The organism is Microlunatus kandeliicorticis (genome assembly GCF_014137855.1).
Lineage (GTDB): Bacteria > Actinomycetota > Actinomycetes > Propionibacteriales > Propionibacteriaceae > Microlunatus > Microlunatus kandeliicorticis.
Genome location: NZ_JACGWT010000004.1, coordinates 313,224 through 337,060, shown reverse-complemented (window position 1 = coordinate 337,060; position 23,837 = coordinate 313,224). Strand labels below are relative to the sequence as shown.

The 23,837-nt window shown below is 72.9% G+C and carries 20 protein-coding genes and 2 pseudogenes; 18 read left to right on the top strand and 4 right to left on the bottom strand.

Features of this window, described 5'->3' with window-relative positions; all coding sequences use genetic code 11:
- Positions 1 to 502: 502 nt before the first annotated feature.
- From ruvC to FHX74_RS13755, 9 genes and pseudogenes are all read left to right on the top strand, one after another.
- Positions 503 to 1,063, top strand: coding sequence for a crossover junction endodeoxyribonuclease RuvC (ruvC, locus tag FHX74_RS13795; protein ID WP_220483999.1), 561 nt, complete (start codon positions 503 to 505; stop codon positions 1,061 to 1,063).
- Positions 1,060 to 1,665 (top strand): Holliday junction branch migration protein RuvA, encoded by a 606-nt coding sequence (gene ruvA, locus FHX74_RS13790; protein WP_182560745.1) that lies wholly within the window; start codon positions 1,060 to 1,062, stop codon positions 1,663 to 1,665. The genes ruvC and ruvA overlap by 4 nt, the downstream gene beginning before the upstream one ends.
- Positions 1,666 to 1,750: 85 nt before the next feature.
- A pseudogene (gene ruvB, locus FHX74_RS13785) lies at positions 1,751 to 2,770 on the top strand (Holliday junction branch migration DNA helicase RuvB); the annotation flags it as partial.
- Positions 2,771 to 3,050: 280 nt separating this feature from the next.
- Positions 3,051 to 3,572 (top strand): preprotein translocase subunit YajC, encoded by a 522-nt coding sequence (yajC, locus tag FHX74_RS13780; protein ID WP_182560743.1) that lies wholly within the window; start codon positions 3,051 to 3,053, stop codon positions 3,570 to 3,572.
- Positions 3,573 to 3,598: 26 nt separating this feature from the next.
- Positions 3,599 to 5,344 carry a protein translocase subunit SecD gene (gene secD / locus FHX74_RS13775; RefSeq protein ID WP_182560742.1) on the top strand — a complete coding sequence of 582 codons (1,746 nt, stop codon included), beginning with the start codon at positions 3,599 to 3,601 and terminating at the stop codon, positions 5,342 to 5,344.
- Positions 5,344 to 6,651, top strand: a complete 1,308-nt coding sequence (secF, locus tag FHX74_RS13770; RefSeq protein ID WP_182560741.1) for a protein translocase subunit SecF — start codon at positions 5,344 to 5,346, stop codon at positions 6,649 to 6,651. Before secD ends, secF begins: the two co-directional genes overlap by 1 nt.
- A gap of 60 nt (positions 6,652 to 6,711) precedes the next feature.
- Positions 6,712 to 7,299, top strand: a complete 588-nt coding sequence (locus FHX74_RS13765) for an adenine phosphoribosyltransferase (RefSeq protein WP_182560740.1) — start codon at positions 6,712 to 6,714, stop codon at positions 7,297 to 7,299.
- Between the two features lie 25 nt (positions 7,300 to 7,324).
- The gene (locus FHX74_RS13760; protein WP_182560739.1) at positions 7,325 to 8,392 is read left to right on the top strand and encodes a potassium channel family protein; all 1,068 of its coding nucleotides are present in this window, start codon (positions 7,325 to 7,327) and stop codon (positions 8,390 to 8,392) included.
- Positions 8,393 to 9,090: 698 nt separating this feature from the next.
- Positions 9,091 to 11,322, top strand: coding sequence for a RelA/SpoT family protein (locus tag FHX74_RS13755; RefSeq protein WP_182560941.1), 2,232 nt, complete (start codon positions 9,091 to 9,093; stop codon positions 11,320 to 11,322).
- A 119-nt stretch (positions 11,323 to 11,441) separates the two neighbouring features.
- Here FHX74_RS13755 and FHX74_RS13750 read toward each other — a convergent pair whose 3' ends face one another.
- Both FHX74_RS13750 and FHX74_RS13745 read right to left on the bottom strand, forming a co-directional pair.
- The gene (locus FHX74_RS13750) at positions 11,442 to 11,897 is read right to left on the bottom strand and encodes a hypothetical protein (protein WP_182560738.1); all 456 of its coding nucleotides are present in this window, start codon (positions 11,895 to 11,897) and stop codon (positions 11,442 to 11,444) included.
- Positions 11,898 to 12,067: 170 nt separating this feature from the next.
- Positions 12,068 to 13,356: pseudogene (locus FHX74_RS13745) on the bottom strand (DUF349 domain-containing protein).
- Positions 13,357 to 13,378: 22 nt separating this feature from the next.
- On the opposite strand from FHX74_RS13745, the gene FHX74_RS13740 reads away from it, so the two are divergent.
- The 8 genes from FHX74_RS13740 to FHX74_RS13705 all read left to right on the top strand — a co-directional run bounded on the left by FHX74_RS13740 (position 13,379) and on the right by FHX74_RS13705 (position 20,995).
- Positions 13,379 to 14,095 carry an MBL fold metallo-hydrolase gene (locus tag FHX74_RS13740; RefSeq protein WP_182560736.1) on the top strand — a complete coding sequence of 239 codons (717 nt, stop codon included), beginning with the start codon at positions 13,379 to 13,381 and terminating at the stop codon, positions 14,093 to 14,095.
- Between the two features lie 74 nt (positions 14,096 to 14,169).
- A complete protein-coding gene (hisS, locus tag FHX74_RS13735) occupies positions 14,170 to 15,513 on the top strand; it encodes a histidine--tRNA ligase (RefSeq protein WP_182560735.1) in 1,344 nt (447 codons plus the stop codon).
- On the top strand, positions 15,513 to 16,547 hold the full coding sequence (gene denD / locus FHX74_RS13730) for a D-erythronate dehydrogenase (RefSeq protein ID WP_182560734.1): 1,035 nt from the start codon (positions 15,513 to 15,515) through the stop codon (positions 16,545 to 16,547). Before hisS ends, denD begins: the two co-directional genes overlap by 1 nt.
- A gap of 140 nt (positions 16,548 to 16,687) precedes the next feature.
- Positions 16,688 to 17,944, top strand: a complete 1,257-nt coding sequence (locus tag FHX74_RS13725; protein WP_182560733.1) for a S1 family peptidase — start codon at positions 16,688 to 16,690, stop codon at positions 17,942 to 17,944.
- 65 nt (positions 17,945 to 18,009) lie between these two features.
- The gene (gene pdxS / locus FHX74_RS13720) at positions 18,010 to 18,906 is read left to right on the top strand and encodes a pyridoxal 5'-phosphate synthase lyase subunit PdxS (RefSeq protein WP_182560732.1); all 897 of its coding nucleotides are present in this window, start codon (positions 18,010 to 18,012) and stop codon (positions 18,904 to 18,906) included.
- A complete protein-coding gene (pdxT, locus tag FHX74_RS13715) occupies positions 18,903 to 19,598 on the top strand; it encodes a pyridoxal 5'-phosphate synthase glutaminase subunit PdxT (protein WP_182560731.1) in 696 nt (231 codons plus the stop codon). The genes pdxS and pdxT overlap by 4 nt, the downstream gene beginning before the upstream one ends.
- 60 nt (positions 19,599 to 19,658) lie before the next feature.
- A complete protein-coding gene (locus FHX74_RS13710; protein WP_182560730.1) occupies positions 19,659 to 20,168 on the top strand; it encodes a hemerythrin domain-containing protein in 510 nt (169 codons plus the stop codon).
- Between the two features lie 158 nt (positions 20,169 to 20,326).
- Positions 20,327 to 20,995: a phosphatase PAP2 family protein gene (locus FHX74_RS13705; protein ID WP_220483924.1), complete on the top strand. Its 669-nt coding sequence runs from the start codon at positions 20,327 to 20,329 to the stop codon at positions 20,993 to 20,995.
- Here FHX74_RS13705 and FHX74_RS21155 read toward each other — a convergent pair.
- The gene (locus tag FHX74_RS21155) at positions 20,988 to 21,707 is read right to left on the bottom strand and encodes a ZIP family metal transporter (RefSeq protein WP_182560729.1); all 720 of its coding nucleotides are present in this window, start codon (positions 21,705 to 21,707) and stop codon (positions 20,988 to 20,990) included. The two genes, FHX74_RS13705 and FHX74_RS21155, sit on opposite strands and share 8 nt — an antisense overlap.
- Before the next feature lie 79 nt (positions 21,708 to 21,786).
- Between FHX74_RS21155 and FHX74_RS13695 the strand changes: the two genes are divergently transcribed.
- The gene (locus tag FHX74_RS13695) at positions 21,787 to 22,941 is read left to right on the top strand and encodes an AAA family ATPase (RefSeq protein ID WP_182560728.1); all 1,155 of its coding nucleotides are present in this window, start codon (positions 21,787 to 21,789) and stop codon (positions 22,939 to 22,941) included.
- Positions 22,942 to 22,984: 43 nt separating this feature from the next.
- Here the strand turns inward: FHX74_RS13695 and FHX74_RS13690 are convergent, their stop codons facing one another.
- Complete coding sequence (locus tag FHX74_RS13690) at positions 22,985 to 23,827, bottom strand: sugar phosphate isomerase/epimerase family protein (RefSeq protein ID WP_182560727.1); 843 nt, start codon at positions 23,825 to 23,827, stop codon at positions 22,985 to 22,987.
- Positions 23,828 to 23,837 lie beyond the last annotated feature (10 nt).

The following is a 23,837-nucleotide window of genomic DNA, read 5'->3' as shown; positions in this document are numbered from 1 at the left end:
TGCGGCCGCTGCAGCAGACGCAACGATCGAGCAACGGACGCAATGACGGCTCTTGGGCCAGGCTCGGGGCCGGTGCGGGACGCCGGAATTGGGACGCCACGGGCGGCCGAGGCCGGGATGCCGGACCCGGACGCCGCGGGACGCCGAGTGCGGGACGCCGGGCGCGGACGCCGAACGCCTCATCACCCTGGTCTGTGCGCATCCGACTTTGCGTCCGTTCGATGTTGTTTGCGTCTGCTGCAGCAGCCGCAATGCATGGGGAACGGACGCAAAGTCGGGTCGGGGGTGGCGACTGAGCGGGTACAGAGTCTGGCGGCCCGCCTGCCTTCTGGCCGCCTTTCGGCCCCGGCTCAGGGCCCTGGCCTCACCATCGGCCATCGCCCCTCGGCCCCTGCCCTCGGCCCATGGCCCCGGCGTGGCGGAACCGTCCGGGACGCGGGCCGCTGCCTAGGATCGAACGACTGTTCGATCAGGCGGCCACCAGGAGGTCCGGATGCGGGTGCTGGGGATCGACCCCGGGCTGACCCGGTGCGGGTTCGGGGTGGTCGACGGGACGCCCGGACGCCCGCCCACCCTGGTCGCGGTCGACGTGGTCCGGACGCCGGTGGATGGCGAGCTGGCCCACCGGCTGCTCGCGCTCGAGGCGGCCTTCGAGCAGTGGGTGGTCACCCACCGCCCCGACCGGGTCGCGGTCGAGCGGGTCTTCGCCCAGCACAACGTCCAGACCGTGATGGGCACCGCGCAGGCCGCCGGCGTCGCGATGCTGGTCGCCGCCCGGCACGGCATCCCGGTCGCGCTGCACACCCCGAGCGAGGTCAAGGCGGCGATCACCGGCTCGGGCCGGGCCGACAAGCCCCAGGTCGGCGCCATGGTCACCCGGATCCTCCGGCTCGCCGAGACCCCCAAGCCCGCCGACGCCGCCGACGCGCTCGCGCTGGCCATCTGCCACGTCTGGCGCGGCTCGGCCGCCGGCCGGCTCGACGACGCGATGACCGCGGCCGCCGCGCAGTCCGCCCGGCAGCGCCAGGCCTTCGCCGCCGTCCGCCGCGGAGCCCGCCGGTGATCGCCCAGCTCCGCGGGACGGTGATCGGGCTCGGCCCCACCGCCGCCGTGATCGAGGTAGGCGGGTTCGGCGTCCGCGCGCTCTGCGGTCCCAACACCACCGCCGAGCTCCGGGTCGGCCAGCCCGCCACCCTGGCCACCTCGCTGGTCGTCCGCGAGGACTCGCTGACGCTGTACGGGTTCGGCAGCGACGAGGAGCGCGACTGCTTCGAGCTGCTGCAGACTGCGACCGGTGTCGGGCCGAAACTGGCCCAGGCCGCGCTCGCCGTGTTCACCCCCGACGACCTCCGCGAGGCTATCGTCACCGAGAACCTGGTGGCGCTCTGCCGGGTCCCCGGCGTCGGCCGCAAGGGCGCGCAACGGATCGTGATCGAGCTCAAGGACAAGGTGAACGCGCTCGCCGTCGGCACCCGGATCGCCACCCCGGAGCCGGGCGTCGCCGAGCCGGGCTGGCGCGAGCAGGTCTCGCAGGGCCTGCAGGGGCTCGGCTGGTCGGCCAAGGACGCCGAGGCCGCCTGCGACCGGGTCGAACCGCAGGCCGCCGAGCCGGGTGCCAGCGTCGCCGTGCTGATGCGCGCCGCGCTCCGCACCCTGGCCCGGTGAACCACGGTGCACCGGACGTCCGTGCCGAGCCCGGTGCGGACTGTCGGTGGTCGGTGACAACGTGACGGACGTGAGAATGGCGGGCGTGAGCGCCGAACGCGACCTGGTCGATCCCGAGCAGGATCCCGACGAGCGCGCCGCCGAGTCGGCGCTCCGGCCCACCAGCCTGGCCGATTTCGACGGCCAGCCTCGGGTCCGCGACCAGCTCGGGCTGGTGCTCGAGGCCGCCCGGCACCGCGACCACGTCCCGGACCACGTGCTGCTCTCCGGGCCGCCCGGGCTGGGCAAGACCACCCTGGCCATGATCATCGCCGCCGAGATGAACGCGCCGCTGCGGGTCAGCAGCGGCCCGGCGATCCAGCACGCCGGCGACCTGGCCGCGATCCTCTCCGGGCTGGTCGAGGGCGAGGTGTTCTTCCTCGACGAGATCCACCGGATGAGCCGCCCGGCCGAGGAGATGCTCTATCTGGCGATGGAGGACTTCCGGGTCGACGTGGTCGTCGGCAAGGGCCCGGGTGCCACCGCGATCCCGCTGGAGATCCCGCGGTTCACCCTGGTCGGCGCGACCACCCGGGCCGGGCTGCTGCCCGGGCCGCTCCGCGACCGCTTCGGCTTCACCGCTCAGCTCGACTTCTACGACACGGACGCGCTCGAGCGGATCGTCGCCCGCTCGGCCGCGCTGATCGGTGCGGAGGCCGAGCCCGAGGGACTGGCCGAGATCGCCCGCCGCTCCCGCGGCACCCCGCGGATCGCCAACCGGTTGCTGCGCCGGGTGCGGGACTACGCCCAGGTCCGGGCCGACGGGGTGCTCACCGCCGCGGTGGCCCGCTCCGCGCTCGACCTGTACGAGGTCGACGAGATCGGGCTCGACCGGCTCGACCGCGGCGTGCTCGAGGCGATCTGCCGACGCTTCGGCGGCGGCCCGGTCGGGCTGTCCACCCTGGCCATCTCGGTGGGCGAGGAGACCGAGACGGTCGAGGAGGTGGCCGAGCCGTTCCTGGTCCGCGAGGGGTTCCTGATGCGGACCCCGCGTGGCCGGGTCGCCACCCCGCTGGCCTGGCAGCACCTCGGCCTGACCCCGCCGGCGGGCGCGCCGGGTGCCGGTCCCGGCCGGACCCTCGCCCCACCGCCCGCCCGGCCGCTCGGCCGCGGTGCCGATGGCGCCGGTGACGAGCCGGACCGGCCCGAGCCGGGGCTGTTCGACTGACCCGTCGACTGACCCGTCGACCGACCCGTCGACCGACCCGTCGACCGACCCGTCGACTGGGCCGACGGGCCGCGCCGGGCCCGCGCGCTGAATCGGGATTGCCAGGCGGAGTGGGTAGGCTACGGCGGTCCGGCCGTCAGTGGTCGGGTGTCGAATGCCGTCGAGCGAACGTGGAGTCATGAACAGTCCGTACGCGTCCATCGTCCTGATCGCGGTCCTGGTGCTGCTGATGTACTTCGTGGTCCTCCGGCCGCAGCGCAAGCGCCAGCAGGCCCAGCAGCAGACGATCCGGGCCATCGAGCCCGGCGCCCGGGTGATGACCACCGCCGGCATCTACGCCACCGTCCTGCACGTCGGCGAGAAGCAGATGGTGCTCGAGACCTCGCCCGGCAGCGAGATCACCGTGCTCAAGCAGGCCGTGGCCAAGGTCGTCCCCGAGGGCGAGGAGGACCCGGTCGTCTACGAGGACGAGACCGACGACCTGCCCGAGTCCGAGCAGGGCGAGCTGGGCAACCCGACCACCCACTGGCCGCCGACCAGCGCGACCGGCACCGCGACCGACGAGAACGTCTGGTCCGCGGGCACCGACGCCTCCAGCCAGGCCGCCGCCCGCGACGAGGTCCCGCCGCACCGCGACGAGCCGTCGTCCGCGCTGGGCGACAGCTCGCTGACCGACGACTCGCGCACCAAGCGGGACTGACCGCGACCGAAGAGGCCTGATCGATCGTGCCAACCAGAGTCGGACACCCCCTCCGCGTCCTGATCGTCCTCGCGGTGATCCTCGCGGGTCTGTACGGGCTGATGGCGTTCACCAAGAGCTGGACGCCCAAGCTCGGACTCGACCTCCGCGGTGGGACCACCGTCACCCTGACCGCGACCAACACCACCGGTCGCGGCGGCGTCGACCCCACCAGCCTCCGGCAGGCGCAGACGATCATCCAGCAGCGCGTCGACGGCCTCGGCGTCGGCGAGAGCGAGGTCTCGACCTCCGGGGACAACCAGATCATCGTCAGCGTCCCCAACGTCCAGCAGGACCAGCTCGTTGCCACGGTGGGGCAGACCGCGCTGCTGCGCTTCCGGATGGTCTACGCCGAGGAGCAGGTCGCCGCCCCGAGCGGCGGGGGACAGGTGCCCTCGGGTGTGCCGAGCACCGAGGCCGGCAGCGGGTCGTCCGCCGCGGCCGAGCCCAGCAGCGGGGCGAGCAGTGAACCCAGCAGCGAGCCCAGCGCGTCGAAGACCGGGAACGGCCGTCCGCTGCCGCTGCTGCCGACCGCGCCGCCCGAGCCGCCGGCCACCCCGTTGCCGACCGCCGAGGGCAAGGGCACCCCGCAGGACAAGGCCGTCGACTGGCAGCCGTCGGCCACCGACCAGGCCAACTTCCAGTCATTCAGCTGCGACCCGAACGTCCGGCAGTACTACCCGGACGTCTCCGACCAGCCGCTGTTCACCTGTGACGAGTCGAACACCACCAAGTACCTGCTCGGCCCGACCGTGATCGAGGGCAAGGAGGTCACCAGCGCGACCGCCGGTGTCCCGCAGGGCCAGGTCGGCTGGGAGGTGCAGCTCAACTTCAACGGGCAGGGCACCGACCAGTTCGCCAAGGTGACCGCGCTGCTCAACAGCAAGCAGAGCCCGGAGAACCAGTTCGCCATCGTCCTCGACGGCAAGGTGGTGTCCGCACCGCAGGTCACCCAGGGCGCGATCACCGGTGGTCAGGCCAGCATCAGCGGCAACTTCACCCAGCAGTCGGCGCAGTCGCTGGCCAACGTCCTCAAGTACGGCGCGCTGCCGCTGGCCTTCGAGGTCTCCAGCGTCGACAACGTCTCGGCCACCCTGGGTGCCGAGCAGCTCCGCGCCGGAATCGTGGCCGGCATCATCGGCCTGATCCTGGTGGTCGGCTTCTGCTTCCTCTACTACCGCGGGCTCGGCATCGTGGTGGTCAGCTCGCTGGCCGTCGCCGCCGCCCTCACCTACGCCTGCATGGTGCTGCTCGGCAGCTCGGTCGGGTTCGCGTTGAGCCTGCCCGGCATCGCCGGCGCCATCGTGGCCATCGGCGTCACGGCGGACAGTTTCGTCATCTACTTCGAACGGATCCGCGACGAGGTGCGTGAGGGCCGCAGCCTGCGGACCGCGGTCGAGACCGGCTGGCGCCGGGCCCGGCAGACCGTCCTGATTGCCGACGCGGTCTCGATGCTGTCGGCGATCATCCTGTTCATCCTGGCCATCGGAGCGGTCAAGGGCTTCGCCTTCACGCTCGGCCTGACCACGCTGATCGACGTCGTGGTGGTGTTCTTCTTCACCAAGCCGCTGATGAGCCTGCTGTCGCGGACGTCGTTCTTCGGCAACGGGCACAAGCTGTCGGGTCTCGACCCGGCACACCTCGGGGTCAAGAGACTGCCGGGCGCCCGCGGACGGGTCCGCGGTTCCGCCGCCCCGGCCGCCGACGTCGCGACCGCCGGAGGGGACGCCTGATGAGCAGATTCGGCCGGCTCGGCCACCAGCTGTACGCCGGGGAGGTCTCCTACGACTTCATCGGGCACCGCCGCCGGTGGTACATCCTCTCGGGGATCCTGATCGCGATCGCGATCGTGGCCACCCTGGTCCGCGGGTTGAACTTCGGCATCGAGTTCCGCGGCGGCGCGGACTTCCAGGTCCCGGCGCAGATCACCAGCAGCTCGGTGGAGCGGATGCAGTCGGCGCTCGACCGTTCCGGCGTGCCCGAGCTGGCCGCCGAGGTGACCACGGTCGGCGGCAACACCATCCGGGTCGAGACCCGCACCCTGGACAGCACCACCGAGGTGCCGAAGGTGCGCGCGGCCATCGCCCAGGACGCCGGCACGACCAGCGACAAGGTCGCCTACAGCCTTATCGGCGCGTCCTGGGGCAGCCAGATCACCGAGCGCGCGCTGATCGCGCTGGTGGTCTTCCTGGTGCTGGTCGGACTGATCATCTGGATCTACTTCCGGAACGCGACGATGTCGTTCGCCGCGCTGGTCGCGCTGCTGCACGACCTGATCATCACCGTCGGCATCTACGCCCTGGTCGGCTTCCCGGTCACCCCGGCCACGGTGATCGGCGTGCTGACGATCCTCGGCTACTCGCTCTACGACACGGTCGTGGTGTTTGACAAGGTGCGCGAGAACGTCCGCGACATCCGGTCGAGCACGACCAAGACCTATTCCGAGGCGGCCAACCTGGCGGTCAACCAGGTGCTGGTGCGGTCGATCAACACCACGGTCATCGGCGTGCTGCCGGTGGCCGCGCTGCTGATCGCCGGCACCGTGGTGCTCGGCGGGTCCGGACCGCTGCAGGACCTCTCGCTGGCCCTGTTCGTCGGCATGGTCTCCGGCGCGTACTCGTCGATCTTCATCGCCACCCCGCTGCTCGCCCAGCTCAAGGAGCGCGAGCCCGACATGGTCAAGCAGCGCCAGCGGGTGGAGAACCGCCGGGCCCGCGAGGCCGGGCTGCCGGTGCCGCACGCCTCGGCCGGGGAGGGGCGTCCCCGCAAGAGCACCCGCACCAACGCCGACGACCGCGCCGCCGCGCGCGACGACGAGGACGCCCGCCCGGGCGAGGTCGCCGGGGACCGTGAGGGGGCGACGGTCGGGGCCGCTGCCGGCACCCGCACGATCCGGGTGCCGCTCGGCGGGACCGGTGCGGGCTCGACCACCGGACCCGACGCGGGCCGGGCCGAGGACCCGCGGACCCAGCGGCTCAGCGACGGTGCCGCCAAGCGCCCACAACCGGAGAAGAAGCCGCGCAGCCAGCGGCACACCTGACGTCCTGACCGTCCTGTCTCGTCCGCCCGACGAGCCCGACAGCACCACCCTGGAGAGCCGATGACCGCCGCCGCGAGCGTCCCGTCCGCGCCGGCGGACTGGGCCGACCTGATCCGGGACGTCCCCGACTTCCCGAAGCCCGGGGTGGTGTTCAAGGACATCACCCCGCTGCTGGCCTCCCCGGCCGGCTTCGCCGCGGTGGTCGACGAACTGGTGGCGCGCGCACCGGAACGGATCGACGTGGTGGTCGGGATGGAGGCCCGCGGGTTCATCTTCGGCGCCCCGGTCGCGCTCCGGCTCGGCGCGGCCTTCGTCCCGATCCGCAAGGCGGGCAAGCTGCCCGCCGAGGTGATCACCGCCAGCTACGACCTCGAGTACGGCACCGAGACGCTCGCCGTCCACGCCGACGCCGTACGACCCGGCGCACGGGTGCTGATCGTCGACGACGTGCTGGCCACCGGCGGCACCGTCGGGGCCACCGCCGAGCTGGTCCGCCGGCTGGGCGCCGAGCTGGTCGCGGTCACGGTGGTGCTCGAGCTCGACTTCCTGCACGGCCGCGAGAAGCTCGCCGCGCGGGGCATCGACCAGCTGACCGCGCTCCGCAGCACGGCGTCCGCCACCGGCGGGTCCGCCGCCGCGGACGCCTGACCGGGATCCCGGGAGAAGGCGAACCGTGCCGGGCCGGGACAGCGGGCTGACCTGGGGGAGCCCGACGCTGGTCAGCCTGCCGTCGCGGCGCACCACCCCGGCGCGCGAGCTGGCCCGCCGCGGCCTGATCGCCCTCGGCCTGCTCGGGCTGGTCGTGGCGATCGTCTGGTTCGACCGCGGCTCGTACACCGACAACCACGACGGCTCGGTGACGTTGATCGACGCGATCTACTACGCCACCGTCACCATCACCACGACCGGGTACGGCGACATCACCCCGATCGCCCCGCACGCCCGGATCATCAACGCCATCCTGATCACCCCGCTGCGGATCGCCTTCCTGGTGCTGCTGGTCGGCACCACCCTCGAGGTGCTGGCCAACGAGGGGCGGCGGATCTACCGCGACGGCCGCTGGAGGAAGAAGATGCGCAACCACGTGATCGTCATCGGCTACGGGACCAAGGGCCGGAGCGCGATCCAGACCCTGCGCGACAGCGGCTACGACCCCGCCCAGCTGGTGGTGATCGACAACGGCGGGTCCTGCGTCCAGGAGGCCAACCTGGCCGGCCACGCCGCGATCCACGGCGACGCCACCCGCCGCGAGGTGCTCCGCCGCGCCGAGATCAGCAAGGCCCGCGAGGTGATCGTCACCCTCGACCGCGACGACACCGCGATCCTGGTGACGCTGACCGTCCGCCAGCTCAACCCGGGCGCCCACGTGGTGGTCGCGGTCCGCGAGCACGAGAACGTCCCGCTACTCCGCCAGTCCGGCGCCAGCTCGGTGATCACCTCCTCCGACGCGGTCGGCCGGCTGCTCGGGCTGAGCGCGGTCAGCCCCAACCTCGGCACGGTGATCGAGGACCTGCTGACCGCCAACGAGGGTCTGGAGATCGCCGAACGGCAGGTCGCGCGGACAGAGGTCGGCCAGCACCCCAACGCGCTGGAGGGCGAGCGGGTGCTCGGCGTGGTCCGGAACAAGACCCTCCGGCACTTCTACGACCCCGCGGTCGCCTCGCTCGAGGCCGGCGACCAAGTGGTCGTGGTCCGTCGGTCGGTCGAGGACCGCGACGGCGGGCACGGCCGCGACCGCTGAGGCCGCACCCGCCCGTCGTCTCTCGGGGACCGGTGGGGAACAGCGCCGGGTCACGGGCGCCGGTCGGGCCGCCCGGCGCGGGCGGACGGGCCCGACGACGGTCGGGAATACACTGGGTCATCCCCGTTGTCTCGGTCGGCTGATCCGTGCCGCGAGTGCGGCGGGTGCGTCTGGAGGGACGTGGTGAACAGGACGTGGTGAACGAGAGCGCAGCCGCCGTCGGCACCGAACCCGCGCCCGAGCGCGGCGACGCCGTCCAGGACCGTCGCGAGCGGATCGCCCGTCGCTCGCAGGACAGTGCTGCGCCCGACCGCCGTCCACCCGCCGACCCCGGCACCGACGCCGCCCCGAACGGGTCGCGCCCGACCCACGGCAACGGCGTGGTCAACGGCGACGGCACCTCCGTCGGCCGCCGCTACCGCCCCGATCCTTCCCAGGGCGTCCCGTCCAACGGCACCCCGTCCAACGGCACCCGGGCCGACGGCGCCGGCTCCTCGGGTGTGCGGCCGGCCGAGGCGGCCGCCCAGCTCCCCGGCGCGGACAGTCCCGTGGTCAGCCCGCCCGTCCGGCTGAGCAGTGCTCCCGCCGGCCAGGACCCGGCGCCGCAGGCCGCGCCGGCACCGACGACGCCGCGGACCCCGAGCAGCGCGAGCAGCCCGAGTCCGGCCTCGAGCGCGACCGAGCACCCGCGGGTGCGGATGCGCCAGCGGCTGGCCCGGTTCGGCACCGGACGCCCGGCGCCGATGCCGGTGCTCGACCCGCTGTTCACGGTGATCAAGGCCAACCACCCGAAGGCCGACCTCGACCTGATCGAGCGGGCCTACCGGACCGCCGAGCGGATGCACGAGGGCCAGCGGCGCAAGAGCGGTGACGCCTACATCACCCACCCGCTGGCCGTCACCACCATCCTGGCCGAGCTCGGGATGACCGAGTCGACGCTGTGCGCCGCCCTGCTCCACGACACGGTCGAGGACACCCCGTACACGCTGACCCAGCTGAGCCACGACTTCGGCGAGGAGGTCGCCCGGCTCGTCGACGGTGTGACCAAGCTGGACAAGGTCAAGTACGGCGAGGCCGCGCAGGCCGAGACCATCCGCAAGATGATCGTGGCGATGAGCCGGGACATCCGGGTCCTGGTGATCAAGCTCGCCGACCGGTTGCACAACATGCGGACGCTGCACTACCTGCGTCCGGACAAGCGGGTCCGGATCGCCACCGAGACCCTCGAGATCTACGCGCCGCTGGCCCACCGGCTCGGTATGAACGCGATCAAGTGGGAGCTCGAGGACCTGTCGTTCGCGACCATGCACCCCAAGGTCTACGACGAGGTGGTGCGGCTGGTGGCCGAGGCGGCCCCGCAGCGCGACCAGTTCCTCTCCGGGGTGATCGACCAGGTCGCCGCCGACCTCCGCGCCGCCAAGATCAAGGCGACGGTGACCGGGCGGCCCAAGCACTACTACTCGATCTACCAGAAGATGGTGGTCCGGGGTCGTGAGTTCACCGACATCTACGACCTGGTCGGGCTGCGGATCCTGGTCGAGAGCCCGCGCGACTGCTACGCCGCGCTGGGCGTGATGCACGTCCGCTGGAACCCGCTCCCGGGTCGGTTCAAGGACTACATCGCGATGCCGAAGTTCAACATGTACCAGTCGCTGCACACCACGGTGCTGGGACCGGGCGGCAAGCCGGTCGAGCTGCAGATCCGCACCGACGAGATGCACCGGCGGGCCGAGTTCGGTGTCGCGGCGCACTGGAAGTACAAGGAGAGCGCCAAGAACACCGGCGAGACGCCGTCGCCGGCCAAGGGTGCGCCCGACGACCTGGTGTGGGTGCGACAGCTGCTCGACTGGCAGCGCGAGACCGCGGACCCCGGCGAGTTCCTCGACTCGCTGCGGTTCGAGATCAACTCCTCCGAGGTCTACGTGTTCACCCCGAAGGGCGAGGTCATCTCGCTCCCGTCGGGATCGACCCCGGTCGACTTCGCCTACGCGATCCACACCGAGGTCGGCAACCGGACCATCGGGGCCCGGGTCAACGGCCGGCTGGTGCCGCTCGAGTCGGAGCTCGCCAACGGCGACATGGTCGAGGTGTTCACCTCCAAGGCCGACGGCGCCGGCCCGAGCCGGGACTGGCTGGCCTTCGTCAAGAGCCCGCGCGCCCGGAACAAGATCAAGCACCACTTCACCCGCGAGCGGCGCGAGGAGTCGATCGAGCAGGGCCGCGACCTGTTGGCCCGGCAGCTGCGCAAGGCGGGCCTGCCGCTGCAGCGGTTGCTGACCGTCGAGCACCTCACTGCGGTCGCGGGCTTCTTCAAGCTGCGCGACGTCTCCTCGCTCTACGCGGCGATCGGCGAGGGCACCGTCGGCGCCCAGGCGGCGGTGAACCGGCTGATCAGCACCGAGGGCGGCGAGGACGCCGCGGTCGACGAGACCAGCGAGGACCGGGTCGTCACCGGCCGTCGGCGGCGGCACCGCGGCGGCAGCGAATCCGGGGTGCAGGTGCTCGGCGAGACCGACCTCTGGGTCAAGCTGGCCCGCTGCTGCACGCCGGTCCCCGGGGATGAGATCGTCGGGTTCGTCACCCGCGGGTCCGGGGTCTCGGTGCACCGCACCGACTGCGTCAACATCGACGCGCTGCGCAGCGAGCCCGAGCGGCTGGTCGAGGTCAGCTGGGCCCCGACCGCCAAGAGCGCGTTCCTGGTGGCGATCCAGGTGGAGGCACTGGATCGCAACCGGCTGCTGGCCGACATCACCAGGGCGCTGTCCGACCAGCACGTCAACATCCTGTCGGCGGCCCTGAGCACCAGCAAGGACCGGATCTGCAAGGCGAAGTTCACCTTCGAGACCGCCGATCCGACCCACCTCGACCACGTGCTCAAGGCGGTGCGCGGAGTGCCCGCCGTGTTCGACGTCTACCGCGTCAACCAGTAGCCGAGGCCGGCCGCCGCGCCCGGCACCGGCCCCCGGCTCCGGCCCGGGACGCGCGTCGGCGGCCGGTCCCCGGACCGGCCGCCGACGGCCCCCGAACGCTCAGCGACGCACGCCGCGGGTTACTTCGGCCCGCGGTCACCCACCGAGCGCAGGGTCAGCGTGCTGCCGTCCTTGACCGCGATCACCCGGACCCGGTCGCCGGTCCGGATGTCGGCGAAGGCCGACTTCTCCTTGTCCTTGCGGACCCGGGTCTTCGCGTCGGCGGTGTAGGTCGCGGTGAACCCGTCGACGCTCTTCACGGTGAGCTTGCCGTCGCCGACCGTGGTCACGGTCCCGCGCTGGAAGTCGATCACCCGCTGCTTCTTCGCACCGCCGACGGTGGCCTGGCCGTGCAGCGCACGACCCAGCAGGTCACCCTTGTGGCGCTTCTGGTGGTTCGGGGCCGCACTAGTCGAGCTGCCCGAGGGTGTGGACGACGGGGTCGTCGTCGGGGCCGCCTCGGCGATCCCGATCCCGATCACCGACAAGGTGGCGACGGTGGCCACGCCACCGATCACCGCGTTCCTGGTTCGCATTCCGACCTCTCTGCCGGGCGGTCCGCCCGGTGGAGCCGGCGGGCCGCAGATCCGATCTTCGGGCCCGGTCGGGCCCGTCGATCAGTCTGGGTCGGCGAGCGGGGTCGGCACGGCTCGGGAGGCCGGAGCTTCAGCAACCCTTCAGAGCGACCGCGTCCGCGCGGGTCGGCTCACTCGGGCGAGAAGTCGTCCGCCGCGCGCTGCGCCTGGGCCAGCCACTCGCGGTAGGTCGCCGCGCTGTCCCGCGCCTCCCGTTCGGCCTTGGCGTCGCCGCGGGCGGCCGCCTTGGTCGCCCGGGTCTCCAGCGCGTCGATCTGTGCCTCGAGCTTGGCCGCGGTGTCCTCGGCGCGGGCCCGGGCCTCCGGGTTGGTCCGGCGCCACCGTTCGTCCTCGGCCTCGCGGATCGCGTTCTCGATCGCCCGCAGCCGGTTGTCGAGCGGACGCATGGCGTCGCGCGGCACCTTGCCGATCTGCGACCAGCGCTCGAGCAGGTCGCGGTAGCCCGCCCGCGCGGCGTCGATGTCGGTGACCGGCAGCAGCCGCTCGCCCTCGGCGAGCAGCGCCTCCTTGGCCTCCTGGTTGGCGCGGAACTCCTGGTCCTGCTCGCTCATCGCCGCCTGCTTGGCCGCGAAGAAGGTGTCCTGGATGCCGCGGAAGGTCTTCCACAGCTCCTCGTCGACCTCGCGGGGCGCCGGCCCGGCCGCCTTCCAGCGGGTCATCAGGTCGCGGAAGGCGCCGGTGGTGGGGCCCCAGTCGGTCGACCCGGCCAGCGCCTGGGCCTCGGTGATGATCTTCTCCTTGGCGACCCGGGCCTCCTCGCGCTTCTCGGCCTGCTGGGCGAACTGCGCCTTGCGCCGGCGGGTGTACTGCGTCCGCGCGCTGGAGAACCGATGCCAGAGGGCGTCGTCGGTGGCCCGGTCGAGGCGGGGGAGCGCCTTCCACTCCTCGAGCAGCGCCCGGAACCGGTTGACGCCACCGCGCCAGTCGTTGCTGGCCGCCAGCCGCTCGGCCTCGGCGACGAACTTCTCCTTGGCCGCGCGGGTCTCCTCGGCCTGCCGGGTGCGCTCGGCCCGACGGCGGGCCCGCTGCTGGGCGAGCAGCGGCGACAGGGCGTCGAGCCGGCGGCCCAGCCCCTCGAGGTCGCCGACCGCGTTGGCCTCGGACACCGCCTCGCGGACGGTGCGGATCGAGCTCTGCGCGTCGTCGGGGGAGAGCGCCCCGGACCGGATCCGGCGCTCCAGCAGGGTGACCTCGAGCTCGAGCGACGCGTACCGCCGGACAAAGAAGTCCAGAGCCTCCTGCGGGCTCGCGTCGGGGACCTGGCCGACGGTGCGCTCACCCTCGGAGGTGCGGACGAACACCGTCCCGTCGTCCGCCACCCGGCCGTAGGACTCGGGCGGCTCCGGCGGATTCCCCGTGGGAGCGGGCCCGACGCGTGCGTCGTCGCTCATGGGTTCATCTTGCCCGATAATCTCCCGTCCGTGTTTCTCGCCTGTTTCCCGGCCGGTCCCCTCGCGGCCAATTGCTACGTCGTGGCGGGCGGTGCGGACACCGATCCCGACGCGAAACCGGCTGGGAGCGGCAGCCTCCGGCCGTGCCTGGTGGTCGACCCCGGGATGGACGCGGCCGCTCTGGTCGACGAGGTGATCCGCGAGCACGGGCTGCGGCCGGTGGCGGTGCTGGTCACCCACGGCCACGCCGACCACTCCGCCGACGCGGCCACGGTCGCCGATGCCCACGACGCCGGCTGCTGGCTGGCCGAGCCCGACCGCTACCAGCTCACCGACCCGCTGGCCGGGCTGAGCCCCGAGCTCCGGCCGGCGTTCGCCGGGTTCTTCCCGCCCGGCGTGTCCAGGCCGCTGCCGAGCCGGATGCTCGACCTGGCCCCCGGCCCGGTCCGGCTGGCCGGACTCGACCTCACCCTGCTGCCCGCCCCCGGGCACACCGAGGGCAGCACGCTCTACGCGCTCGAGGTCGGCGAGCCGGACGTCCCGCGGGTGGTGTTCACCGGCGACGTCGTGTTCGCCGGCTCGGTCGGCCGCACCGACCTCCCGGGCGGCGACCAGGCGACGATGGAGGCGACCCTGCGCGACGTCGTCCTCGCGCTGTCCGACGACACCGTGCTGCTCCCCGGCCACGGCCCGCAGACCACGGTGGGGCACGAGCGCGGCACCAACCCGTTCCTCCGGGGCCTCTGAGCGCGACCGGTCACCGGGTCTGCCGGTCGGACGGGCGCGGAAACCGGTTCGCGGGCCTCGATAACCTCGGGGCCGTGCCTCGCCCACGACCGCTCTCCGGGTTCCCGGAGTTCCTGCCGTCCGACCGGATCGTCGAGCAGTTCGTGCTCGACCGGCTGCGGAGCACCTTCGAGCTGCACGGGTTCGCCTCGGTCGAGACCCGCGCCGTCGAGCCGCTCGACCGGCTCTCCAAGCAGGGCGAGATCGACAAGGAGGTCTACGCCGTCCGCCGGCTGCACGCCGCCGAGGACAGCCGTGACGAGCTCGGCCTGCACTTCGACCTGACGGTGCCGTTCGCCCGCTACGTGCTCGAGAACGCCGGGCACCTGCAGTTCCCGTTCCGGCGCTACCAGATCCAGAAGGTGTGGCGCGGCGAGCGGCCGCAGGAGGGCCGCTACCGCGAGTTCACCCAGGCCGACGTGGACATCGTCGACGTCGACGCGCTGGCCGGCCACCACGACGTCGAGCTGCCGCTGGTGGTCCTCGACGCCTTCGGGGCGCTGCAGACCGACCTGCGGCTGCCCCCGGTGCTGATGCGGGTGAGCAACCGCCGGCTGGCCCAGGGGTTCTACGCCGGCCTCGGGATCGAGGACCCGGCACCGGTGCTGCGGATCGTCGACAAGATCGACAAGATCGGCCCGGACCGGGTCGCCGATGCCCTCCGCGAGGACGCCGGGCTCGACGCGGCGCAGGCGCGGGCCTGCGTGGCGCTGGCCGGGATCCGCACCGCGGACGCCTCGTTCGTCGAGCAGGTCCGCGCGCTCGGCATCGGCTCGGAGCTGCTCGACGACGGGCTGGAGCAGCTGGCCGCGGTGGTCGAGGCCGGCGGGCGGTACGCCCCCGGTCGGATGGTCGCCGACCTCAGCATCGCCCGCGGACTCGACTACTACACCGGCACCGTCTACGAGACGAACCTGGTGGGCTTCGCCGAGCTCGGCTCGGTCAGCTCGGGCGGGCGCTACGACGCGCTGGCCACCGACGGGCGGACCAGCTATCCCGGTGTCGGGCTGAGCATCGGGGTGACCCGGATGCTGGTGCCGCTGCTCGGCCGCGGGGTGGTGACGGCCAGCCGGCCGACCCCGACCTGCGTGCTGGTAGCGGTCGATGCCGAGGAGACCCGCGGGGCGGCGGTCGACGTCGCCCAACGGCTGCGCCGGCGCGGGATCGCCGCCGAGGTGGCACCCAAGGCGGACAAGTTCGGCAAGCAGATCCGCTACGCCGACCGGCGGTCGATCCCGTTCGTCTGGTTCGGCGCGGCCGGCGCCAACGGCGAGGTCAAGGACATCCGCACCGGGGAGCAGCTGCCGGCCGACCCGGACCGCTGGGAGCCGCCGGACAGTGACCTGCGGCCCGCGGTGCAGACCCGGTGGGAGGGCTGATGAGCGCCGGAACGGCCGGTGCGGCAGCCACCGTGCTGGTCACCGGGGCGGCCGGGCTGATCGGCCGCAAGCTGACCGCCCGGCTGCTGGCCGACGGCGGGCTGGTCGACGCGGGGTCGGCCGAGCTGCCGGTCCGCCGGCTGGTGCTCGCCGACGTGGTCGCGCCGGAGGTGCCCGCGGACGCCGGGTCGGTCGAGATCGCCTCGGTGACCGCCGACCTGGCCGAGCCCGGCGTGGCCGAGCGACTGGTGGCGGAACGGCCCGCGGTGGTCTTCCACCTGGCCGCGGTGGTCTCCGGTGGCGCCGAGGCCGACTTCGAGTTGGGCTACCGGGTCAACCTCGACGGCACCCGGGCGCTGCTCGAGGCGATCCGCGCGGTGCCCGACTGGACGCCGCGGGTCGTGTTCAGCTCCTCGATCGCGGTGTTCGGCGCCGCGCCGCCGGACCGGTTGCCGAACCCGGTCCCGGACGACCTCGCGCACACCCCGATGACCAGCTACGGCGTGCAGAAGTCGATCGGCGAGCTGCTGCTGGCCGACTACACCCGCCGCGGCTTCCTCGACGGCGTGGGCATCCGGCTGCCCACCATCTGCATCCGCCCCGGCGCGCCCAACGCGGCGGCGTCCGGGTTCTTCTCCTCGATCCTGCGCGAGCCGCTGTCCGGCCGCGAGGCGGTGCTGCCGACCTCGACCGACGTCCGGCACTGGTTCGCCTCGCCGCGCTCGGCGGTCGGCTTCCTGCTCCACGCCGCCACCCTCGACGGGGCGAGGCTCGGGGCCACCCGGACCCTGTCGATGCCCGGGCTGAGCGCGACCGTCGGCGAGGAGATCGAGGCGCTGCGCCGCGTCGCGGGTGACGACGCGGTGGCGTTGATCCGGCACCAGCCCGATCCCGAGATCGCCCGGATCGTCGAGTCCTGGGCGCCGGCCCTCGATGCCAGCCGCGCCGAGGCGCTCGGCTTCGTCGCCGACGCCTCGTTCGACGACATCGTCCGGGTGCACGTCGAGGACGAGCTCGGCGGCCGGATCGGCTGACCGGCCGCCGGCCGCGGTCCGCCGCGGTGGGTCGCGGTGCAGCGGTGGTGGGAAGCGCGTTGTTCGTACCGGCCCCGTGTCGGCCCGGCAGGTCATACGCTGTAAACGCGTCTGTACCCGCCGGAACCGAAGGTCCCACCATGCCTCCCACCGCTCGTCCGCACCGCCCGCACCCGCTGGTCGGAGCCGTTGCCCTCCTCGGTGTGCTGCTGTCCGCCGGGTGCACGATCAACCTCCCGGGCGCCGCGCGCGGTGGCAGCGACGGTCCGACGACCCAAGCGTCGCCGGCCGCGGTGGCCAGCGCCTCGCCGTCGCCGTCGGCACCGGTCGCCACGCCGAGCCCGAGCGCGGCGACCCTCAGCTGGGAGCAGGTCTTCGCGCAGGACGCCGGCTCGGTGGTCCGCATCACCACCGCGTCCTGCGACGACGGCACCTACGCCGCCTCCGGCTTCGCCGTCGGACCGAACCTGGTGATGACGGCTGCGCACGTCGTCGACGGGATGCGGGTGGTCACCGTCCAGACCCCGAAGGGCGATCTGGTCCGCGCGCACGTGCTCGGCTACGCGATGAACGCCGACACCGCGCTGCTCCGGACCGATGACGACCTGAGCGCGACCCCGCTGCCGATCAGCACCGCGCCGCTGGCCGGCGGGGCCGACCTGGCCGTGCTCGGCTATCCGCTCGGGGTCACCGACGTGCGGATCGTCAACGGCATCGTCAGCAGCACCGACGACTCCGTCGACTACCCGGGTCAGCACGTCGAGCACGTCTTCACCACCAACGCCTCGACGAACGGCGGGAACAGCGGGGGGCCCGTCGTCGACCGGACCGGCGCGGTGATCGGACTGGTCAGCGGGGGCACCAGCTGGGACTCCGAGCAGCGGCCGGTCACCGGGATCAACTACGTCGTGCCGCCGAACGTGCTCCAGGCGAAGCTCGAGGCCTGGCGCGGCAAGACTCCCCGGCAACCGCGGTGCGAGGGAGATGTGACCGCGCCGACCTCGTCGGATGACCTGAACGTCACCGTCGAGTCGACGCAGGCCGACGCCGGCGACATCGCGCAGTCGCTCTACCTGCACGGCGAGAGCATCAACGTGGGCAGCTACGCGACAGCCTGGAGCGTCTTCACTCCGGCCAACCAGGCTCGGCTCGGTGGCGAGAGCGGTTGGGCCTCGGGGCTGAACACGTCCTTCTGGACCGACCTCGACGTCACCCAGGTCTCCCGCAGCGGCTCCACCGCGGTGGCGCGGGCCACGCTGCAGACCCGGCAGGACGCCGAGTACGGGCACAACGGTCAGACCTGTTCGGTGTGGTCGATGCGCTACACGATGAAGCTCGTCGACGGCATCTGGCTCATCGACCGGGTGCGTCCGTCCGGCTCACCCACAGCCTGCTGAGAGCCCCGCTCAGGCTCCGACGGCCCGGCGTAGGCTGAGAGACCGTGTCGAGGAGAGAGGACGGGATGAGCGAGCAGGGGCAGCAGACCGGGACGTCGCGGGTCAAGCGCGGCATGGCCGAGATGCTCAAGGGCGGCGTGATCATGGACGTGGTCACCGCCGAGCAGGCCAGGATCGCCGAGGACGCCGGTGCGGTCGCGGTGATGGCGCTCGAACGGGTGCCCGCCGACATCCGTGCGCAGGGCGGGGTGGCCCGGATGAGCGACCCCGACCTGATCGACGAGATCATCTCCGCCGTCTCGATCCCGGTGATGGCCAAGGCGCGCATCGGCCACTTCGTCGAGGCGCAGGTGCTGCAGTCGCTCGGCGTCGATTACGTCGACGAGTCCGAGGTGCTCACCCCGGCCGACTACGCCCATCACATCGACAAGTGGCAGTTCACCGTGCCGTTCGTCTGCGGCGCCACCAACCTCGGGGAGGCGCTGCGCCGGATCACCGAGGGCGCGGCGATGATCAGGAGCAAGGGCGAGGCCGGCACCGGGGACGTCTCCAACGCCACCACGCACATGCGCCGGATCCGCGGCGAGATCCGCCGGCTGACCTCGCTGTCGATCGACGAGCTGTACGTCGCCGCCAAGGAGCTGCAGGCTCCGTACGACCTGGTCGCCGAGGTCGCCGAGGCGGGCAAGCTGCCGGTCGTGCTGTTCACCGCCGGTGGGATCGCCACCCCGGCCGACGCCGCGATGATGATGCAGCTCGGCGCGGAGGGCGTCTTCGTCGGCTCCGGGATCTTCAAGTCGGGCAACCCGGCCGAGCGCGCTGCCGCGATCGTCAAGGCCACCACCTTCCACGACGACCCCGACGTGATCGCCAAGGTCTCGCGCGGGCTCGGCGAGGCCATGGTCGGGATCAACGTCGACGACATCCCTGAGCCGCACCGGCTGGCCGAGCGCGGTTGGTGACCGCGCCCGCTCACCTCGCTCCGGGAGAGCCTCCGACGCCGCGGATCGGCGTGCTGGCGTTGCAGGGTGACGTCCGCGAGCACCTCGCCGCGCTGAGCCGGTGCGGCGCGGACGCGGTTCCGGTCCGGCGTCCCGGCGAGCTCGTCGACCTGGACGCGATCGTCCTGCCCGGCGGGGAGTCGACCACCATCGACAAGCTCTCGGTGATCTTCGAGGTCCGCGAGCCGTTGATCGCCCGGCTGCGCGCCGGGATGCCCGCCTACGGCTCCTGCGCTGGGATGATCATGCTCGCCGACCGGGTCCTCGACGGACGCCCGGACCAGCGCAGCTTCGGCGGGCTCGACGTCACGGTCCGCCGGAACGCCTTCGGGCGCCAGGTCGACTCGTTCGAGGACGACCTGCAGCTCGACGGAATCACCGGGCCGGCCGCGCCGTTCCACGCGATCTTCATCCGGGCGCCCTGGGTCGAGGCCGCCGGGCCGGGCGTCCGGGTGCTCGGCACGGCGGCAGGCCACCCGGTCGCGGTCGAGACCGACACCCTGCTGGCCACCTCGTTCCACCCGGAGGTCGGTGGCGACGACCGGGTGCACGCCTACTTCGTGGCCAAGGTGCGCGCCACGCTGCTCGCGGGGCTCCGTGCGCCTGCCGAGGACGCCGACCGGGCCGACGGTCCGGTCCCGGCCGGGCGCTAGGGTCGAGAGCACAACCCCGGCGTCGGTGATCACCGCGCCGTCCCGACCGGAAGGGCGACGATGGACATCACCGAGCTGATCTTGAGCGATCACCACGAGCAGCGACGCATGTTCGCCGTGCTGGACGAGATCGACCGCAGCGACACCCGCAGCCTGGGCATCGTCTGGAAGCGGCTGGCGGCGATGCTCGAGGTGCACGCCGAGGCCGAGGAGGAGCTCTTCTACCCCGAGCTGCTCAAGCTCGGCAAGGCGCGGCACGACGACGCGGAGGCCGAGGAGACCGACGACGCGATCGGCGACCACAACGACATCCGGGACGGCATCCTCAAGGCCGCCGACGCCGAGGTGGGCAGCGACGACTGGTGGGAGGGCGTCAACGCCGCCCGCGAGGCGAACGACGAGCACATGGGCGAGGAGGAGCACGAGGGTCTGAAGGACTTCCGGCTGCACGTCGACCTCGAGACCCGTCACCGGATCGGGCTGGCTTTCGCGGTGTTCGAGGCCGAGCACGTCGACGGCGTCCCCGTGGTCGACAAGGACCCGCAGACCTACATCGAGGAGAACAGCTGACCCGTCGGCGGCCCGCCGACGCGCCGTGGCTCGACGACCGGCCGGACGAGCAGCGGATCGGTTCGGTCGAGCTGACCCACTGGCCGACGACCGCGGGTCGTTGGCTGGTCGAGCGGGGTCGCGACCTGGCGCACCGGACCTCGGTCAACGCCGTCCTGGTGATCACGCTGCTGGTCGGACTGGTGATCGTCGGCGCGCTGGTGCTGGTGGGCGGCGAGGTCTACGACGCGGTCACCGAGGACGACGGGATCGCCGCGCTCGACGTGCCGCTGCTGGTCTGGTCGATGGGGCACCGCACGCCCGACCTGGTGGCCGCGGTCAACGCCTTCACCCATCTCGGCGGTCCGGTGGGGCTGCCGATCATCGCCTTCGTGGTGCTGGTGCTGATGGTGGTGTTCTGGCGGTCGCGCACGCCGATCGTGCTGATGGTGCTGGCCACTGCCGGCTCGCTGGCGATCACCAGCATCGGCAAGACGGTGGTCGGGCGGGTGCGGCCGCCGCAGGCCGACGCCGTCCCGCCGTACGAGTGGGCACCGTCGTTCCCCTCCGGTCACGCGCTCAACAACACCGTGGTGGCCGGGATGATCGCCTATCTGATCATCCGCCGGCTCGAGCACCGCTGGTCCCGCACGCTGACCGTCGTGCTGGCGGCGGTCTGGGCGGTGGCGATCGGGCTGTCCCGGGTGTTCCTCGGCCACCACTGGTTCACCGACGTCGCCTTCGGCTGGGTGGTCGGGCTGGCCTGGCTCGGGCTGGTGATCACCGCGCACCGGCTCTATCTGACCCTGCGCCGTCGCCCGGCGCCCCCGGAGCACCCGGTCAGCTGATCAGCTCGGCGAGCACCAGGTAGACCAGGAAGCCGACGAAGAACCCGACGCTGCCGATGCTGGTCTCGCCCTCGGCATGGGCCTCGACCAGCAGCTCCTCGGTGGCCAGGTACATGAAGGCGACCGCCCCGAAGGCCAGCACGCCGCCGAGCACGGTGGCCGAGACGCCGGCGAGCAGCACCAGACCCAGCAGCGTCCCGAGCACGGTGAGCAGGGCCAGGGCGACCGGTGCGAGGACCACGAACGTGCGGGTCGCCGTGCCGGCCGCGGTGGCGGCCAGCGACAGGCCGACGAACAGGTACTCGACGGCCAGCGCGATGGTCAGCAGCACCCCGACCCGCGACCCGGAGGCGAAACCGGCACCGAGGATCACCCCGTCGATGAAGAAGTCGATCCCGATGGCCACCGCCATCCCGATCGGCAGCCCGACCGCACCCGCCTGCTCGCGGCGGTGCTCGAGGTGCTGGCCGAGCGCGCGGAACCCGAACATCACCGCGATCCCGATGCCGAAGCCGATGATCGCCACCACCGGGGAGTGGGCGAGCACACCCGGCAGCAGCTCGATCGCGGCCGCGGCGAAGACCACCCCGGCGGCCAGGTGCTGCAGGCCGCTCTTCACCCGGGGCCCGGGCTGCCGGACGGCGGCGACGATCCCGGAGACGAGTGCCGCGAGCACCGGGATCAGGGTGAAGCCCAGCGCGGTCGCGACCACGGGACCTCCTCAGCTCGGGGTGGGCGTCAGGCTATCCAGCGGTCCGGGCGGTGTCCGGACCCGTCCCTAGACTCGCCGCGTGCTGACCGCGCTGGCCGTCGAGGGGTACCGGTCGATCCGCAGCCTGCGGGTCGAGCTCGGGCGCGTCACCGTGGTCACCGGTCCCAACGGCAGCGGCAAGTCGAGCCTCTACCGCGCGCTGCGGCTGCTCGCGGCGGCCGGCCGGGACGGGGCGATCAGTGCGCTGGCCCGCGAGGGCGGGATGCCTTCGGTGCTGTGGGCCGGACCCGAGCACGGTGGGCGCGCCGGCAGCGTCGGGCGTCCGCAGGGCACGGTGCGGACCGGTCCGGTGGCGTTGCGGCTCGGCTTCGCCTCCGACGTGTTCGGCTACGCCGTCGATCTCGGGCTGCCGACGCCCTCGGACTCGATGTTCGCCCGTGACCCCGAGATCAAGGTGGAGAGCGTCTGGCAGGGCCCGGTGCTGCGCCCGGCGACCCTGCTCGCCGAGCGGCGCGGCCCGCAGGTGCGGATCCGCGAGCAGCGCGACTGGCGCGAGGCCGACCAGTCGCTGCTGGGCTGGGAGAGCATGCTCGACGAGGTCGACGAGCCCGAGCTGCGGGCCGTCCGGATCCTGCTGCGGAGCTGGCGGTTCTACGACCACGTCCGCACCGACGAGGCCGCGCCGGCCCGCGCGGCGATGGTCGGCACCCGGACGCCGGTGCTGGCAGGGGACGGCGCCGACCTGGCGGCGGCGTTGCAGACCGTCCGTGAGATCGGCGACGCCGGTCGGCTGGACGCCGCCGTCGACCGTGCCTTTCCGGGCAGCCGGGTCGAGGTGGTCGAGCGCGACGGGCTGTTCGAGCTCCGGCTCCGGCAGGCGGGGCTGCTGCGGTCGCTCGGCGCCGCCGAGCTGTCCGACGGCACGGTGCGGTTCCTCGCCTGGACGGCGGCGCTGCTGGCCCCACGACCCGCGGGGCTGGTGGTGCTCAACGAGCCCGAGACCAGCCTGCACCGCGACCTGCTGCCGGCGCTCGTCGAGCTGGTGGCCGACGCCTCGGCCCACGGCTCGGCGACCGCGACCCAGGTGCTGGTGGTCACCCACGCCGAGCCGCTGAGCCAGGGACTGGCCGACCGGGGCGCCGTCCTGGTCGAGCTCGAGAAGCAGGCCGGCGAGACCCGGGTCGCCGGTCAGGGCAGCCTGGAGGGGCCGCCGTGGCAGTGGGCGCGGCGCTGAGCCGGGCCCACCGCTGGGGCGGCGTCCTGACCGGTGGTGCGGCTCAGCCGACGAAGCGGCCGAGCCGGGCGGAGACGTCGTCGAGCACGTCGTCGACCGGCTGGGCGGCCAGGCTCTTCATGAACGGCTCGACCTTGACCGGGCCGGTGTAGCCGGCGGAGCGCAGGGCCGCGGCGAACCCGTCGAGGTCGATCACGCCGGTGTCGTACGGGAGTCGCCGGTCGAGGTCCTGCTGCTCGTCGCGGGTGCGGTCGTCGCGGGCGTCGTTGGTGTCGACCGAGACGATCTCGGCGTCGGTCAGCCCGGCGAGGTCGTCGGCGTCCTCACCGGCGGTGTACCAGTGGTAGCTGTCCAGGATCAGCCCGATGTTGCGTGCGCCGGTGTCGGCGATCAGCTCACGGGCCTCGCCGAGCGAGTGCAGGAACGGGAAGCGCTCGGTCGACCAGAAGGTCTTTGGGCCGATGTACTCGAGGCCGAGCCGCAACCCGGCGCCGGCGAGGACGTCGGCGACCAGCTGGAGCCGGCTGACGTGCAGCCGCCAGTTGTGGCGGTAGTCGAGGTCGTCGTGCATAGGGCGCAGCCAGGTGCCGATCCGGGTCACGCCGGCGGCGGTGAGCGGTGCGACGGCGTCGGCCAGCCCGGCCACCGCGGTGACGAAGTCGGTGACCGGGGCGTAGAGGTCGACCGGGAGGCCCGCGATGCCCCACTGCAGGCCCCGCTCGCGGACGCCGGCGGCGAACTCCTCGACCGCCGACGGGCTGCCGAGGCGCTGCAGGTGACCGAGGTCGGGGTCGAGCCCGCCGAAGCCGTGGCGCGCGGCGAGGTCGACAGCGGTCGGGTGGTCGAGGGAGAAGCCGAGGGCTCCGAGGCTCAGGTTGGAGAACACGGACGACAAC